This window comes from Streptomyces sp. NPDC092952, assembly GCF_044754785.1.
Lineage (GTDB): Bacteria > Actinomycetota > Actinomycetes > Streptomycetales > Streptomycetaceae > Streptomyces.
On record NZ_JBIVPT010000016.1, the window covers coordinates 1 to 15,634 of the forward strand.

The 15,634-nt window shown below is 69.7% G+C and carries 18 protein-coding genes; 1 reads left to right on the plus strand and 17 read right to left on the minus strand.

Annotation, left to right across the window (positions count from 1 at the left end; translation table 11 throughout):
• On the plus strand, positions 1-200 hold a 200-nt coding region (locus ACIQGQ_RS28900; protein WP_402400943.1), incomplete at its 5' end, for a glycosyl hydrolase family 18 protein.
• Positions 201-338: 138 nt separating this feature from the next.
• Here ACIQGQ_RS28900 and ACIQGQ_RS28905 read toward each other — a convergent pair.
• The 17 genes from ACIQGQ_RS28905 to rpmE all read right to left on the minus strand — a co-directional run bounded on the left by ACIQGQ_RS28905 (position 339) and on the right by rpmE (position 15,600).
• Positions 339-785, minus strand: coding sequence for a DUF2550 domain-containing protein (locus tag ACIQGQ_RS28905; protein ID WP_402401267.1), 447 nt, complete (start codon positions 783-785; stop codon positions 339-341).
• Positions 786-930: 145 nt separating this feature from the next.
• Positions 931-1,305 carry a F0F1 ATP synthase subunit epsilon gene (locus ACIQGQ_RS28910; protein WP_366293370.1) on the minus strand — a complete coding sequence of 125 codons (375 nt, stop codon included), beginning with the start codon at positions 1,303-1,305 and terminating at the stop codon, positions 931-933.
• Between the two features lie 109 nt (positions 1,306-1,414).
• Positions 1,415-2,857: a F0F1 ATP synthase subunit beta gene (gene atpD / locus ACIQGQ_RS28915; RefSeq protein WP_402400946.1), complete on the minus strand. Its 1,443-nt coding sequence runs from the start codon at positions 2,855-2,857 to the stop codon at positions 1,415-1,417.
• Positions 2,857-3,771 (minus strand): F0F1 ATP synthase subunit gamma, encoded by a 915-nt coding sequence (locus ACIQGQ_RS28920; RefSeq protein ID WP_402400949.1) that lies wholly within the window; start codon positions 3,769-3,771, stop codon positions 2,857-2,859. The genes atpD and ACIQGQ_RS28920 overlap by 1 nt, the downstream gene beginning before the upstream one ends.
• Positions 3,772-3,774: 3 nt before the next feature.
• Positions 3,775-5,346, minus strand: a complete 1,572-nt coding sequence (gene atpA, locus ACIQGQ_RS28925) for a F0F1 ATP synthase subunit alpha (protein WP_402400952.1) — start codon at positions 5,344-5,346, stop codon at positions 3,775-3,777.
• A 138-nt stretch (positions 5,347-5,484) separates the two neighbouring features.
• Positions 5,485-6,300, minus strand: coding sequence for a F0F1 ATP synthase subunit delta (locus ACIQGQ_RS28930; protein WP_402400955.1), 816 nt, complete (start codon positions 6,298-6,300; stop codon positions 5,485-5,487).
• Positions 6,297-6,839: a F0F1 ATP synthase subunit B gene (locus ACIQGQ_RS28935; protein ID WP_385215111.1), complete on the minus strand. Its 543-nt coding sequence runs from the start codon at positions 6,837-6,839 to the stop codon at positions 6,297-6,299. The genes ACIQGQ_RS28930 and ACIQGQ_RS28935 overlap by 4 nt, the downstream gene beginning before the upstream one ends.
• A gap of 42 nt (positions 6,840-6,881) precedes the next feature.
• A complete protein-coding gene (locus ACIQGQ_RS28940) occupies positions 6,882-7,121 on the minus strand; it encodes an ATP synthase subunit C (protein WP_005311859.1) in 240 nt (79 codons plus the stop codon).
• 73 nt (positions 7,122-7,194) lie between these two features.
• Positions 7,195-8,016, minus strand: a complete 822-nt coding sequence (gene atpB / locus ACIQGQ_RS28945) for a F0F1 ATP synthase subunit A (RefSeq protein WP_385215107.1) — start codon at positions 8,014-8,016, stop codon at positions 7,195-7,197.
• 225 nt (positions 8,017-8,241) lie between these two features.
• On the minus strand, positions 8,242-8,679 hold the full coding sequence (locus ACIQGQ_RS28950) for a hypothetical protein (RefSeq protein WP_402400959.1): 438 nt from the start codon (positions 8,677-8,679) through the stop codon (positions 8,242-8,244).
• A 263-nt stretch (positions 8,680-8,942) separates the two neighbouring features.
• Entirely contained in the window at positions 8,943-10,328 is a 1,386-nt protein-coding gene (locus ACIQGQ_RS28955; RefSeq protein WP_402400961.1) for an MraY family glycosyltransferase, read from the minus strand.
• 144 nt (positions 10,329-10,472) lie between these two features.
• A complete protein-coding gene (gene glyA, locus ACIQGQ_RS28960; protein ID WP_402400963.1) occupies positions 10,473-11,732 on the minus strand; it encodes a serine hydroxymethyltransferase in 1,260 nt (419 codons plus the stop codon).
• Between the two features lie 158 nt (positions 11,733-11,890).
• Positions 11,891-12,532, minus strand: coding sequence for a protein-tyrosine-phosphatase (locus tag ACIQGQ_RS28965; protein ID WP_352277178.1), 642 nt, complete (start codon positions 12,530-12,532; stop codon positions 11,891-11,893).
• Positions 12,529-13,176 (minus strand): L-threonylcarbamoyladenylate synthase, encoded by a 648-nt coding sequence (locus ACIQGQ_RS28970; RefSeq protein WP_402400966.1) that lies wholly within the window; start codon positions 13,174-13,176, stop codon positions 12,529-12,531. Before ACIQGQ_RS28970 ends, ACIQGQ_RS28965 begins: the two co-directional genes overlap by 4 nt.
• A gap of 73 nt (positions 13,177-13,249) precedes the next feature.
• The gene (gene prmC, locus ACIQGQ_RS28975) at positions 13,250-14,095 is read right to left on the minus strand and encodes a peptide chain release factor N(5)-glutamine methyltransferase (RefSeq protein ID WP_352277174.1); all 846 of its coding nucleotides are present in this window, start codon (positions 14,093-14,095) and stop codon (positions 13,250-13,252) included.
• A gap of 44 nt (positions 14,096-14,139) precedes the next feature.
• Positions 14,140-15,216: a peptide chain release factor 1 gene (prfA, locus tag ACIQGQ_RS28980; protein WP_402400970.1), complete on the minus strand. Its 1,077-nt coding sequence runs from the start codon at positions 15,214-15,216 to the stop codon at positions 14,140-14,142.
• A 156-nt stretch (positions 15,217-15,372) separates the two neighbouring features.
• Complete coding sequence (gene rpmE / locus ACIQGQ_RS28985; RefSeq protein WP_366293343.1) at positions 15,373-15,600, minus strand: 50S ribosomal protein L31; 228 nt, start codon at positions 15,598-15,600, stop codon at positions 15,373-15,375.
• Positions 15,601-15,634 lie beyond the last annotated feature (34 nt).

Consider the following 15,634-nt stretch of genomic DNA (forward strand, 5'->3'; position numbering starts at 1 on the left):
GCCCCTCCACCGGCACCGTCGCCGGCACCGCCTACGCCCACTGCGGCACCAACTGGTGGAGCTACGACACCCCCGCCACCATCACCTCCAAGATGACCTGGGCGAAGAGCCAGGGCCTCGGTGGCGCGTTCTTCTGGGAGTTCAGCGGTGACACCGCCAACGGCGAACTCGTCAGCGCCATCAACAGCGGCCTGAAGTAGTCCCCACGCGGTGCCGGCCGCCCCCACCACCGGCACCGCACCGCACCACCCCGCAAAGCAGCCGGGGAGACAGGTCCGCCCCCTGTCTCCCCGGCTTCTCCATCTGTACGGCGGCCCGGTGACGGCCGCCCGCGGCGCTCAGGCCACGTTCACCCGCTGGCCGGGCGGTGCCGCCTCCAGCCAGGCCAGGAAACCGGTCAGCGCGTCCTCGCTCATGGCCAGCTCCAGGCGGGTCTCCTCATGGAGGCAGCCGAGCACCACCGCGTCGGACAGGAGCGCCAGCTCCTCCTCGCCCTCGGGCAGCCGCCGGGCGACCACCTCGATCGAGGCACGCTCCAGGACACGGCGCGGACGGGGCGCGTACGAGAAGACCCGGAACCAGTCGATCCGGTCCTCGCTGTACCGGGCGACGCCGTACACCCAGCCCTTGCCGGAGAGGTCGGGCTCCTCCGGCACGTTCCACCGCAGACTGCAGTCGAAGGTGCCGCCGGAGCGCTGGATCAGCCGTCGGCGCATGCCGAAGACGAAGAGCCCCACCAGGACCAGGGCGACGACCAGACCGCCCACCCACAGCGCGAGGACCATCTGCACCGACCTCCTCGCGTCGTCGAGTTACGAATACCGCCGGACCTGCAACAACCGCACCTGCATCGCCTCAGCCGCGGCCCGGTCTGGAGGGGTTCTCCAGCTCGGGCCGCGGCTGAGGGTAAAGCTACGTCGTCGCGGTGCGCTAGCGCACCGCCACCGCGCGCAGTCGCACTTCGGCGCGCCGCTCGGAAGCGGCGTCCGTGTCCGACTTCGCACGCTCCAGCGCGCGCTCGGCGCGCTGGACATCGATCTCGTCCGCAAGCTCGGCGATCTCCGCGAGCAGCGAGAGCTTGTCGTCCGCGAACGAGATGAATCCGCCGTGCACAGCGGCGACGACCGTGCCGCCACCACTCGTACGGATGGTCACCGGGCCCGACTCCAGCACACCCAGAAGCGGCTGGTGACCGGGCATGACGCCGATGTCGCCGGACGTGGTGCGCGCGACGACCAGGGTGGCCTCGCCGGACCAGACACTGCGGTCCGCGGCGACCAGCTCGACGTGCAGCTCAGCAGCCAAGGGTGGCTCCTCGGGTCACCACCCGGCCGTTCCGCCGGGTGTTGGGTCAATTCTAAGGGGCGTGGTGAGGGGGACGGGACGTGCCCCGTCCCCCTCGGTGAGCCAGGGCTCAGGAGACGCCGAGCTCCTTGGCGTTGGCCTTCAGGTCCTCGATGCCACCGCACATGAAGAACGCCTGCTCGGGGAAGTGGTCGTACTCACCGTCGCAGATCGCGTTGAACGCGGCGATCGACTCGTCCAGCGGCACGTCCGAACCGTCCACGCCGGTGAACTGCTTGGCGACGTGGGTGTTCTGCGACAGGAAGCGCTCGACACGGCGGGCACGCTGGACGACCAGCTTGTCCTCCTCGCCGAGCTCGTCCATACCGAGGATGGCGATGATGTCCTGGAGGTCCTTGTACTTCTGGAGGATCCCCTTGACGCGCATGGCGGCCTCGTAGTGGTCCTGCGCGATGTAGCGCGGGTCCAGGATCCGGGACGTGGAGTCCAGCGGGTCCACGGCCGGGTAGATGCCCTTCTCGGAGATCGGACGGGAGAGAACCGTCGTCGCGTCGAGGTGGGCGAAGGTGGTGGCCGGGGCCGGGTCGGTCAGGTCGTCCGCGGGGACGTAGATCGCCTGCATCGAGGTGATCGAGTGACCACGGGTCGACGTGATGCGCTCCTGCAGCAGACCCATCTCGTCGGCCAGGTTCGGCTGGTAACCCACCGCGGACGGCATACGGCCGAGCAGGGTGGACACCTCGGAGCCGGCCTGGGTGTACCGGAAGATGTTGTCGATGAAGAAGAGCACGTCCTGCTTCTGGACATCGCGGAAGTACTCCGCCATGGTCAGACCGGCGAGCGCGACCCGAAGACGCGTCCCCGGCGGCTCGTCCATCTGGCCGAAGACCAGCGCGGTCTTGTCGATGACGCCCGACTCGGCCATTTCCTCGATGAGGTCGTTGCCCTCACGGGTGCGCTCACCGACACCGGCGAACACCGACACACCGTCGTGGTTGTTGGCCACGCGGTAGATCATTTCCTGGATCAGAACGGTCTTGCCGACACCGGCACCACCGAACAGACCGATCTTTCCACCCTTGACGTACGGGGTGAGAAGGTCGATGACCTTGACGCCGGTCTCGAACATCTCGGTCTTGGACTCGAGCTGGTCGAAGTTGGGCGCCTTGCGGTGGATCGCCCAGCGCTCGGTGACCTCGGCGTTGGCCTCCGGCTTGTTGAGGATCTCGCCGAGGGTGTTGAACACCTTGCCCTTGGTGATGTCACCGACGGGGACGGTGATGCCCTCGCCCGTGTCGGTCACCGGGGCCTGGCGGACCAGGCCGTCGGTCGGCTGCATCGAGATCGCGCGGATCACGCCGTCGCCGAGGTGCTGCGCGACTTCCAGGGTCAGCGTCTTGAGCTTGCCGTCCTCGGCCGGGTCGGCCACCTGGACGGTCAGCGCGTTGTAGATGTCCGGCATCGCGTCGACGGGGAACTCCACGTCGACGACCGGGCCGATGACCCGGGCGACGCGGCCCGTGGCAACGGCCGTCTCAACTGTCGTCGTCATTACTTGTCACTCCCCGCGGTCGCGTCGGCCAGCGCACTGGCACCACCGACGATCTCGCTGATTTCCTGGGTGATTTCGGCCTGGCGGGCCGCGTTGGCAAGCCGGGAGAGCGTCTTGATGAGCTCACCGGCATTGTCGGTGGCGGACTTCATCGCGCGGCGGCGGGCGGCGTGCTCGGAAGCAGCGGCCTGCAGCAGCGCGTTGTAGATCCGGCTCTCGACGTACCGCGGAAGCAGCGCGTCGAGAACGTCCTCCGCCGACGGCTCGAACTCGAACAGCGGCAGGATCTCTCCCTTGCCGTCCTCGTCCTTCGTCGTACCGAGACTGAGCGGCAGCATCCGGTCGTCGATCGGGTTCTGCGTCATCATCGACACGAACTCCGTGAAGACGATGTGCAGCTCGTCGACACCGCCCTCGGCGGTCTCCTGGGTGACGGCCTCGATCAGCGGCGCCGCGGCGCGCTTGGCGTCCGCGTACGTCGGGCTGTCGGTGAAGCCGGTCCACGAGTCCGCGATCTTGCGCTCGCGGAAGCCGTAGTAGGCGACACCCTTGCGGCCGATCACGTAGGTGACGACCTCCTTGCCCTCGCCCCGGAGCCGCTCGGTCAGTCGCTCCGCGGCCTTGATGGCGTTGGAGGAGTAACCGCCGGCCAGACCGCGGTCGCTCGTGATGAGCAGGATCGCGGCCCGGGCCGGGGTGTCGGCCTCGGTCGTCAGCGGGTGCTTGGTGGTCGAGCCGGTCGCCACCGCGGTCACCGCACGGGTGAGCTCGGTCGCGTACGGCGTGGATGCCGCCACCTGGCGCTGCGCCTTGACGATGCGCGAGGCGGCGATCATCTCCATCGCCTTGGTGATCTTCTTCGTGGCGGAGACGGAGCGAATGCGGCGCTTGTAAACGCGAAGCTGAGCGCCCATCGATCAGCCCTCGCCCAGCAGCTTGCCGTCCGCGGTCTCGAACTGCTGCTTGAAGGAGGCGATCGCGTCGGCGATCGACTGCAGCGTGTCGTCGGACATCTTGCCGCCCTCGCGGATGCTGGTCAGGAGGTCCTTGCGCTCGCGGCGCAGGTACTCCAGCAGCTCGCTCTCGAAGCGGCGGATGTCCTGGACCGGGACGTCGTCCATCTTGCCGGTGGTACCGGCCCAGACGGAGACGACCTGCTCCTCGACGGGCATCGGCTGGTACTGGCCCTGCTTCAGCAGCTCGACCATGCGCTTACCGCGCTCCAGCGACGCCTTCGAGGCCGCGTCCAGGTCGGAACCGAAGGCGGCGAACGCCTCCAGCTCGCGGTACTGGGCGAGGTCGACACGGAGGCGGCCGGAGACCTGCTTCATGGCCTTGTGCTGGGCCGAACCACCGACGCGGGAGACCGAGATACCGACGTTCAGGGCCGGGCGCTGGCCGGCGTTGAACAGGTCGGACTCCAGGAAGCACTGGCCGTCGGTGATGGAGATGACGTTGGTCGGGATGAACGCCGACACGTCGTTGGCCTTCGTCTCGACGATCGGGAGACCCGTCATCGAACCGGCGCCCATGTCGTCGGAGAGCTTGGCGCAGCGCTCCAGCAGACGCGAGTGCAGGTAGAAGACGTCGCCCGGGTAGGCCTCGCGGCCCGGCGGACGGCGCAGCAGAAGCGACACGGCGCGGTAGGCGTCGGCCTGCTTCGAGAGGTCGTCGAAGATGATCAGGACGTGCTTGCCCTGGTACATCCAGTGCTGGCCGATGGCCGAACCGGTGTACGGCGCCAGGTACTTGAAGCCGGCCGGGTCGGACGCCGGGGCGGCGACGATGGTCGTGTACTCCAGCGCGCCGGCCTCTTCGAGGGCACCGCGCACGGAGGCGATGGTGGAGCCCTTCTGACCGATGGCGACGTAGATGCAGCGGACCTGCTTGTTCACGTCGCCCGAGCGCCAGTTGTCGCGCTGGTTGATGATCGTGTCGACGGCCAGAGCGGTCTTACCCGTCTGACGGTCACCAATGATCAGCTGACGCTGGCCGCGGCCGATCGGCACCATGGCGTCGACGGCCTTGTAGCCGGTCTGCATCGGCTCGTGCACCGACTTGCGGACCATGACGCCAGGGGCCTGCAGCTCAAGGGCGCGGCGGCTGTCGGTCGCGATCTCGCCGAGACCGTCGATCGGGTTGCCGAGCGGGTCGACGACGCGGCCGAGGTAGCCCTCGCCGACGCCGACGGAGAGCACCTCGCCGGTGCGCTGCACCGGCTGGCCCTCCTCGATACCGCTGAACTCGCCGAGGACGATCGCACCGATCTCGCGCTCCTCGAGGTTGAGGGCGAGACCGAGGGTGCCGTCCTCGAACTTCAGCAGCTCGTTCGCCATGGCCGAGGGAAGACCCTCGACCTTCGCGATGCCGTCGCCGGCAACGCTGACCGTACCGACCTCCTCGCGCGAGGCCGCGTCCGGCTTGTACGACTGGACAAAGTTCTCCAGCGCGTCCCGGATCTCCTCCGGCCGGATCGTGAGCTCCGCCATCTGGGTTCCCTGCTCTCCTTGTTGGGCCCGAAGTTTCTTAAGGGGGTCTGGGGGCCGACCCCCAGGAATCTTCTGCAGTTTCTGCACGGCCCAACCGGGCCGCTGGTCTTGCTCTGTTCTGTTACTGCGCGGCGTCGGTCAGCCGGCCATGCGACGGGACGCCTCGTCGAGGCGGTCCGCGATGGTGCCGTTGATGACCTCGTCGCCGACCCGCACCGCGATCCCGCCGAGGACCGTGGGGTCCACGTCGAGGTTCAGGTGCATCGGGCGACCGTAGATCTTCGCCAGCGCCGCGCCGAGGCGCTGCTTCTGCTGATCGCTCAGCGGCACTGCCGAGGTCACGACCGCGACCATGCGCTCCCGGCGCTCCGCGGCGAGCTTGGAAAGGGACTCCAGTCCCTCTTCCAGGCTACGTCCGCGCGGCTGGGTGACAAGCCGCGTGACGACGCGCACGGTGGTGGCCCTGGCCTTGCCGTCGAGCAGGCTGTGCAGCAGCTGCCCCTTGGCGGAGGCGGAGGCCGACCGGTCGGTCAGCGCGGCGCGCAGTGCCTTGTCGGAGGCGACGATCCGGCCGAACCGGAACAGTTCGTCCTCGACGTCGTCGAGGTCCCCGCTGCGCTGGGCGGCGGTGAGGTCGGCGGTGTTCGCCAGCTCCTCGACCGCGTCGACCAGGTCGCGCGACTGCGACCAGCGGGAGCGGACCATGCCGGAGACCAGGTCGACGGTCTCGCCGCCCACCTGACCACGCAGCAGCCGTCCGGCCAGCTCCGCCCGGGCCTCGCCGGGCTGCGACGGGTCGGTCAGGACCCGTCGCAGGGAGACCTCGCGGTGGAGCAGCGCCGTCACGGCGGCCAGCTCCTCGGCGAGCTTCGCCGCGTCGACCGACGTGTTGTCGGTCAGCGCGTCGAGGGACTCACGTGCGGCAGCCAGTGCCTCGCGGCTCGCTCCGTTCATCGGACAGCCTCGGCCTTCGCCTCGAGCTCGTCGAGGAAACGGTCGACGGTGCCGCTCTGCCGGGCGTAGTCCTCCAGGGACTCGCCGACGAGCTTGCCGGCCAGGTCGGTGGCGAGCTTGCCCACGTCCTGACGCAGCGCGGAGGCCGCGGCCTTGCGGTCGGCCTCGATCTGGGCGTGGCCGGCAGCGATGATCTCCTCGCGCTGCCGCTGGCCCTCGGCCCGCATCTCCTGCAGGATCACGGCACCCTGCTCCTGCGCCTCCTGGCGCAGGCGCGCGGCCTCGTGACGGGCCTCGGCGAGCTGAGCCTTGTACTGCTCAAGAACGCTCTGGGCCTCGGTCTGGGCCGCATCGGCCTTTTCGATACCGCCTTCGATGGCCTCGCGGCGCTCTTCCAGAACCTTGTTGATGTTCGGGAGGAGCTTCTTGGCGAGGAAGCCGAAGACGATGAGGAAGGCGATGAGGCCGATGACGAGCTCGGGGATCGGCGGGAAGAGCGGGTTTTCCGTCTCGGCCGCGATCGTAAGCAACTGGCTCACGTCATTGCCTTTCGTCTAGTGGGCTGGTCTGTGATCCGTGGATCAGGAGCCGTAGACGAACGGCATGACCAGACCGATGAGGGCGAGCGCCTCACAGAAGGCGAAGCCGAGGATCTGGTTGGCGCGGATGAGGCCGGCGGCCTCGGGCTGACGGGCCAGCGCCTGGGTGCCGTTACCGAAGATGATGCCGACGCCGACGCCGGGGCCGATGGCGGCGAGGCCGTAACCGATGGAGCCGAGAGCCTTCAGGTCGCCGGTGACAGCGGCAAGGGTCTGGGACATGCCAGTTCTTCCTTCTCTTTCAAGAACCGGTGGGGGTTGGCCACCGGACGTTTAGGGACCGAGCGCGAGGGGCTCAGTGGTGCTCGGCGAGCGCGCCCTGGATGTAGGTGCAGGTCAGGAGCACGAACACGTACGCCTGAAGCGCCTGGACGAAGAGCTCGAAGGCGGTCATCACGATCGTCATCACGAAGGAGACGCCCGCGTAGGCGATGCCGACACCGTTGAGCAGGTACCAGCTGGCGATCGTGAAGAGCAGCAGCAGCGTGTGACCGGCGAACATGTTCGCGAAGAGTCGCACCGCGTGGGTGAAGGGCCGGACCAGCAGGTTCGAGAAGAGCTCGATGGCCCCGGCGAGGTAGGCGACCGGGCCCAGCGACTTGTCGAAGCCGGTGAAGTTCTTGAAGGCACCGACGAAGCCGTGACGCTTGAACGTCAGGCTGACCCACACGATGTAGACGATCAGCGCCAGCCCCACGGGGTAGGCGATGATCGACGTCACCGGGAACTGGGCGACCGGAATGATCGCCCAGAGGTTCATCATCCAGACGAAGAAGAACAGCGAGACCACGAGTGGGACGTACTTCTCGCCCTCGCGCTTGCCGATCGTCTCGTAGACGATGCCGCGGCGGATGAAGTCGTATCCCGTCTCAGCGACCATCTGCAGCTTGCCGGGAACGACCTTGGGCTTGCGGAAGGCCGCCCAGAAGAAGCCGACGATGACGATCGAGCCGAGCAGGGCCAACAGCATCGGCTTGTTGAAGTACAGGTTGCTGTCCGCGTCGCCCCAAAGCGGCTCGAACAGGAACGAGTGCAAGCCGGGTGCCGGGAAACCACAACCGGAGAAGATGTGGCAATCGGTCTCGAAGGCGAGCACCTGTGTCGGGTCAGCACTCACCGCGGGCTCCTTCAGCGTGGCGCATAGGTACGGCAACCTCGTTGTGTCGGCGCGGCGCGCAGCCGCGGTTCGGCACTGGACTGGTGTTACGGATGTGTGAGCGGCAGTCAGGCATTGAGCCTCGCGATCGAGCAGGCGTCAGCTCACATGCCCGCGCCCGCAATGCCGCAGTTGGAACCGGACGATAGCAGGGTCTTGAACCCGCTCTTATCCCGCCCCTACCCTTCACGACTTCGTGCCCGTGTTCTTGGGCTTTTCCGCCTTGTCGGACTCGGGCTCGACGTAAAGGATCTTGGCCTTCATGTGCGCACGCGTCTGCGCGCCGATCCACACGAGGGTCATCGCCACCAGCGTGATCGCGAATGCCTTCGGGTTGAACAGCGTCGTGTTCTTGAATGCGGCGACGAAGATGAACAGCAGGAGAAGCTGAGCCGTATAAAGCATCAGCCCCATCGCCTGGAAGAGGTGGGGCAGGGACCTCGCGGTCCGCTGCAGGACGATCAGCCCGATCCCCATGAAGAGGATCACCACGACCGTCGCCACGAGCGCGCCCAGGGCTCCCTTGCCGCCCGCGACCCCGGCACTGACCGCGACGGCGACAGCGCCGGCGGCAGCGGTGGGTACGGCGACTTGGAGGAGAGTCCGGGCGTCGTTGGACGGCATGGCGGCAGCTCCGCTTGCAGGGGGTGGGCAGGGTGTCGTCATGGACGAGCGTAGGCCCGGGGCGGGTCGATGGCCTCGGACCGATGAACGTCGCTATTCCAGCTCTTCGGCCCCGTCACCGGGCTTCGTGAACGGTATCACAAACTATTTGATGAGGTCTTTACTCGAAAGGTGTGCTTACTGTCACACGTGAGAGTGAAGATGCGCATGTGAGCAGGACAACGAGGCAAGCTGTCTGCTATTGCCCCGCGATGCCCTGAATTTCAGCGCGCGCTTTCAGCCTTGTTTCTGTCCGAAAGACGCGAACGGGGGCCGATGGCGGTCGCTCCGTTGACGCCCGAAACTCCCACCACGACCGGGGTCCGCTCCGGCTCCACGGACCCCGCACACCCCTCGTGCCCCGTCCGCCCCTCGGGGCTCTCCCCGGCGGCCGCCGGGGGTTCCGTACCGGAGGTTCCTCTTCCGGCGCGACGGTGGCGGTAGCGGGGCGGTACGAAGCGTTCCGCCCAGTACGGGGCCCGCGGGGTGAACCGCGGCATCAGCAGCAGGACGAGACCGATCGTGCTCATCCCCATGATGACCAGCACGATCCACAACGACGTCGAGTGCACCGAGTAGCCGACCGCGCCGAAGGCGATCAGGGCCGACCAGAAGTACATGATCAGCACCGACCTGCTGTGCGAGTGGCCGATCTCCAGCAGCCGGTGGTGCAGATGGCCCCGGTCCGCCGCGAACGGGGACTGGCCGTTCCAGGTGCGCCGCACGATCGCCAGCACCAGGTCCGCGGCCGGGATCGCGATGATCGTCAGCGGCAGCAGCAGCGGGATGAAGACCGGCAGCATCGCGTGGGTCGCCTCGCGCTCACTGCCCGCGAAGATCTTCAACGTGTCCGGGTCGACCCGGCCGGTGACGGAGATCGCCCCCGCCGCCAGCACCAGGCCGATCAGCATCGAGCCCGAGTCGCCCATGAAGATCCGGGCCGGGTGCATGTTGTGCGGCAGGAAGCCCAGGCACATGCCCATCAGGATCACCGCGAAGAGTGTCGCCGGGGCCGCCGCCTCGATCATGTGCCCGTACCAGAGCCGGTACGTGTACAGGAAGAACGCCGCGGCGGCGATGCACACCATGCCCGCCGCGAGCCCGTCGAGGCCGTCGACGAAGTTGACCGCGTTGATGGTGATCACGACCAGCGCGACCGTGAGCAGCGTGCCCTGCCACTGGGTGAGCGCTACCGTGCCCACGCCCGGGATCGGGAGCCACAGGATCGTCAGCCCCTGGAGGACCATGACCGCGGCGGCGATCATCTGGCCGCCGAGCTTGATCAGGGCGTCGATCTCGAACTTGTCGTCGAGCACCCCGATGAGCCAGATCAGCGCGGCCCCGGAGAGCAGCGCCCGCGGTTCGGTGGAGAGCTGGAAGACCCATTCGAGGTTGTGGAGGTGGGCCGCGACGATCAGCCCGGCGCAGAGCCCGCCGAACATGGCGATGCCGCCGAGCCGCGGGGTCGGTTCCCGGTGGACGTCGCGCGCACGGATCGCGGGCATCGCCCCGATCGCGATGGCGAACTTGCGCACCGGACCGGTCAGCAGATACGTCACCGCGGCCGTGACGCAGAGCGTCAGCAGGTAATCACGCACGGGCTGCCCCACAGAATTCGCCTGGCCATCTCAGCCCACACCATAAACCGTCCGGAGCCACCGGGCGGCCGCGCTGGACGGGCCTCGTGACGGAGGACACCGGGCGCGGGGCGGCCGGTTCCGGGCCGTGGGGCCCCTCGTACGCCGCCCTCGGCGTCACCCCGGGTAGGGCGGATGGTTCACGGCCAGTGCCCGGACCTCGGCGCGGACGTCGGCGTCCTCCCGCACCGCCTGCCCCAGGAGCACCGCCAGCCGGGCCATGTCGGCCTCGTCCAGACCCTGGGTGGTCACGGCCGCCGTACCGAGCCGGATGCCCCGGGCGTCCCCGTACGGCAGCGCGCAGGTGTCCAGCACCACCCCGGCCGCCGCCAGCCGGGCGCGGGCGGTGGCGCCGTCGACGCCCAGCGGGGCCGGGTCCGCGACGATCAGATGGGTGTCCGTACCGCCCGTGGTCACCTCGAAGCCCTCCGCCTCCAGGCCGGCCGCCAGCACCCGGGCGTGCGCGACCACCCGATGGGCGTACGCGGCGAACGCCGGGGCCGCCGCCTCCCCGAACGCGACGGCCTTGGCCGCGACGCTGTGCATCTGGGCGCCGCCCTGGGTGAACGGGAAGACCGCCCGGTCGATCCGCTCCGCCAGCTCGGCGCCGCACAGCAGCATCCCGCCGCGCGGCCCCCGCAGCACCTTGTGGGTGGTCGCGCAGACCACGTCGGCGTACGGCACGGGGCTCGGGGCCGCTCCCCCGGCGATCAGCCCCATCGGGTGCGCGGAGTCGGCGATGAGATACGCCCCCACCTCGTCGGCGATCTCCCGGAACCGCTCGTGATCGGGGTGGCGGGGGTAGGAGATGGAGCCGCTCACGATCGCCTTGGGGCGGTGGGCGCGGGCCAGGGCGCGCACCTGCTCGTAGTCGATCAGTCCGCTCTCGGGGTCCACTCCGTATCCGACGAACTCGAACCAGCGGCCGGAGAAGTTGGCGGGCGAACCGTGGGTGAGGTGTCCCCCGTACGGGAGTCCCATGGCGAGGACCGTGTCGCCGGGGCGCAGCAGCGCGGCGTACGCGGCGAGGACCGCGGCGGAGCCGGAGTGCGGCTGGACGTTGGCGTGCTCGGCGCCGAAGAGGGCGGTGGCGCGGCGGCGGGCGATGTTCTCGGCGGCGTCCGCCTGCTCGCAGCCGCCGTGGTGGCGGGCGCCCGGGTAGCCCTCGGCGTACTTGTTGGCGAGCGGGGAGCCCAGGGCGGCGAGGACCGCGGGCGAGGTGAAGTTCTCGGCGGCGGTCAGCTGGAGGGTGGTGGACTGGCGGCGCAGCTCCGCCAGGAGCACGGCGGCGACCTCCGGGTCCTCCCGGAGCAGGGCGGCGGGGTCCTGGGGCAGGACGGGGCCGGAGGGCGGTGCGGCGGGAGTGGTGACCGGCATCGGGATGCTCCGGACCTGGAGGGGGGCGCTGGCGTCAGCTCTCAATGTAGGCCGGGGGCGGCGCTCCTGCCCGCTGTACGGCGCCGGGGCGCACCGGTCGGCCCCGTGGGCCCGCCACGCTTGCTCCGCCCGTCGTGGCGGCGCGGGCGGCGTCGCGCTCAGTGCGGCGCGGGGACTCCGGTCAGGGCCGTGAGGACCGGGTCGAGGGCCTGGTTGATCTCGTCGCCGATGGACCGGAAGAAGGTGATCGGGGCGCCGTACGGGTCGTGCACCTCGTCGGCCTCGACGGTGGGCGCCAGCAGCCAGCCGCGCAGCGCGGCGGCGGCGCGGACCAGCGCGCGGGCCCGCTCGACGACGCCTTCGTCGAGCGGGTCGGGCAGGGTGGCGGGGTCTATCGCCCGGACCAGCCGGGTGAATTCCTTGAGCGTGAAGGTCCGCAGCCCGGCCGAGTGACCCATCGAGATCACCTGCGCACGGTGGTCGCGGGTGGCGGTGAGCACCAGGTCGGCGCGGATCACGTGCTCGTCGAGGAGCTCCCGGCCGACGAAGCCGGTGGTGTCGGCGCCGAAGTCGGCGAGGACGATCTCGGCGTTGGCCTCCATCGGGGCGCCCTCGTGGCCCCAGGTGCCCGCGCTCTCCACGATCAGCCCGCCGCCCAGCGGATCGCCGAGGCGGTCCACCAGGGCGTGCCGGGTCAGCCGCTCGGTGATCGGCGAGCGGCAGACGTTGCCGGTGCTGACGTGGAGGATGCGGAAAGTGTCGGGCCGCCCCGCTATGCCACGCCCCTCAGGGGCGGTCAATTGGCCACCTCGAGGTCGGGTACCACGTTGCGGAGCTCCTCGGCGGAGAGCGCGCCGGCCCGGAGCAGCACGGGGACCTTGCCGGTGACGTCGACGATCGACGAGGGGACGATGCCGGGCGTCGGCCCGCCGTCCAGGTAGACGGAGACGGAGTCGCCGAGCATCTCCTGGGCGGCGTCGCAGGTCTCGGGGGCCGGGTGGCCGGTGAGGTTGGCGCTGGAGACGGCCATCGGGCCGAACTCGGTGAGCAGCTCGATGGCGACCGGGTGCAGCGGCATCCGGATGGCGACGGTGCCGCGAGTGTCGCCGAGGTCCCACTGGAGCGAGGGCTGGTGCTTGGCGACCAGGGTGAGGGCGCCCGGCCAGAAGGCGTCGACCAGCTCCCAGGCCTGCTCGGAGAAGTCGGTGACCAGCCCGTGCAGGGTGTTCGGGGAGCCGATCAGCACCGGGGTCGGCATGTTCCGGCCGCGCCCCTTGGCCGCCAGCAGGTCGGCGACGCCCTCGGAGCTGAAGGCGTCCGCGCCGATGCCGTACACGGTGTCGGTGGGCAGCACGACCAGTTCGCCGCGGCGGACGGCCGACGCGGCCTCGCGCAGGCCCGTCGTACGGTCGGTCGCGTCGTTGCAGTCGTATCGCCGAGCCATCAGCCGGCCTCCTCAAACGTGTACGGGTGTGACGGGTGGGGCGGGTACGGGGTGTGCGGAGGGTGGCCGCCGGTCACGGCAGGGCCTTGCGGGCCGTGGCGAACCGGGGTCGGTTGTTCAGGTCGGGGTGGTCGGCCGCGTCGGCCCAGCCGCGTTCCTCGGCGAAGATCCACGGCACCTGGCCGCCCTGGGTGTCGGCGTGCTCGATGACGACGAGGCCGCCGGGGCGCAGCAGGCGGTGCGCGGTGCGCTCGATGCCGCGGATGGTGTCGAGGCCGTCCTCGCCGGAGAACAGGGCCATCTCAGGGTCGTGGTCGCGGGCCTCGGGCGCCACGTACTCCCACTCGGTGAGCGGGATGTACGGGGGGTTGGAGATGACCAGGTCGACCTGGCCGTCCAGCTCGGGCAGGGCGGTCAGCGCGTCGCCCTGGTGGACGGTGACGCGGGAGCCGTCGGCGTTCTTCCGGGTCCAGACGAGGGCGTCGTCGGAGAGCTCGACGGCGTGCACCTTGGAGCGGGGCACCTCCTGGGCCATGGCCAGGGCGATGGCACCGGAGCCGCTGCACAGGTCGACGACGACGGGCTCGACCACGTCCATCGCGCGCACCGCGTCTATCGCCCAGCCGACGACCGACTCGGTCTCCGGGCGGGGGACGAAGACGCCGGGCCCGACCTGGAGCTCCAGGTAGCGGAAGAAGGCGCGGCCGGTGATGTGCTGGAGGGGTTCGCGGGCCTCGCGGCGGGCGATCGCCTCCCAGTAGCGGGCGTCGAAGTCCGCGTCCGGCACCCGGTGCAGCTCGCCCCGCTTGACGCCGTGCACGAACGCGGCGAGTTCCTCCGCGTCGAATCGCGGCGAGGGCACACCGGCGTCGGCCAGCCGCTGGGTGGCCTGGGCCACCTCGGCGAGCAGCAGGTTCATCGCGGTTCTCCGTACGGTCTACGGGCGGGCGGGGCGGGCTCTGCTCACGCGGCGGCGAGCTTGGCGGCGGAGTCGGCGTCGACGCACGCCTGGATCACCGCGTCCAGGTCGCCGTCGAGCACCTGGTCCAAGTTGTACGCCTTGAATCCGACGCGGTGGTCCGAGATCCGGTTCTCCGGGAAGTTGTACGTGCGGATCTTCTCGGACCGGTCGACGGTGCGCACCTGGCTGCGGCGTACGTCGGAGGCCTCCTGCTCGGCGGCCTCCTGGGCGGCGGCGAGCAGCCTCGACCGCAGGATGCGCATGGCCTGCTCCTTGTTCTGGAGCTGGCTCTTCTCGTTCTGGCAGGAGGCGACGACGCCGGTCGGCAGGTGCGTGATGCGGACGGCGGAGTCCGTGGTGTTGACGGACTGGCCGCCGGGGCCGGAGGAGCGGTAGACGTCGATCCGGAGGTCGTTGGCGTGGATCTCCACGTCGACCTCCTCGGCCTCGGGCGTGACGAGCACCCCGGCGGCGGAGGTGTGGATGCGGCCCTGGGACTCGGTGGAGGGCACCCGCTGCACGCGGTGCACCCCGCCCTCGTACTTGAGGCGGGCCCACACGCCCTGGCCGGGCTCGGTGGCGCCGTTGCCGCCCTTGGTCTTCACGGCGACCTGGACGTCCTTGTAGCCGCCCAGCTCGGACTCGGTGGAGTCGATGATCTCGGTCTTCCAGCCGACCCGCTCGGCGTAGCGCAGGTACATGCGCAGCAGGTCGCCGGCGAACAGGGCGGACTCGTCGCCGCCCGCGCCGGCCTTGATCTCCAGGAGGACGTCCTTGTCGTCGCTGGGGTCGCGCGGGACCAGGAGCAGGCGGAGCTTCTCGGTGAGCTCCTCGCGCTGCTTCTCCAGCTCCTTGACCTCGGCGGCGAAGTCGGGGTCGTCGGCGGCGAGCTCGCGGGCCGTCTCGATGTCCTCGCCGGACTGCTTCCAGGAGCGGTACGTCGCGACGATCGGGGTCAGCTCGGCGTAGCGCTTGTTGAGCTTGCGCGCGTTCGCCTGGTCGGCGTGGACCGCGGGGTCCGCGAGCTGCTTCTCCAGATCGGTCTGCTCGCCGATCAGTTCCTCGACCGCCTCGAACATCTTCGGGCTCCTGTTTCCTTCACTCGGGCGTGCCTGCTGGACGGCGTGGTGCCGGCCGGGCGGGGGTGCGGCGACGGGTCCGTACACCCCCGGCCGGAAAAAACGCCGGTCCCGACGCCCCCGTGAGAGGGCGCCAGGAACCGGCGCAGTGGCTCGCTACTTGCTGGCGGAGCCGGAAGCAGCCTTGCCGAAGCGGGCCTCGAAGCGGGCCACACGGCCACCGGTGTCGAGGATCTTCTGCTTGCCCGTGTAGAACGGGTGGCACTCGGAGCAGACATCGGCGCGGATGGTGCCGCCGTCGATGGTGCTACGGGTGGTGAACGACGCGCCGCAGGTGCAGCTGACCTGCGTCTCGACGTACTCGGGGTGGATGTCGCGCTTCAAGGGTTTCTCCTAGGTTCGGGAGGGCGCCGGGTCG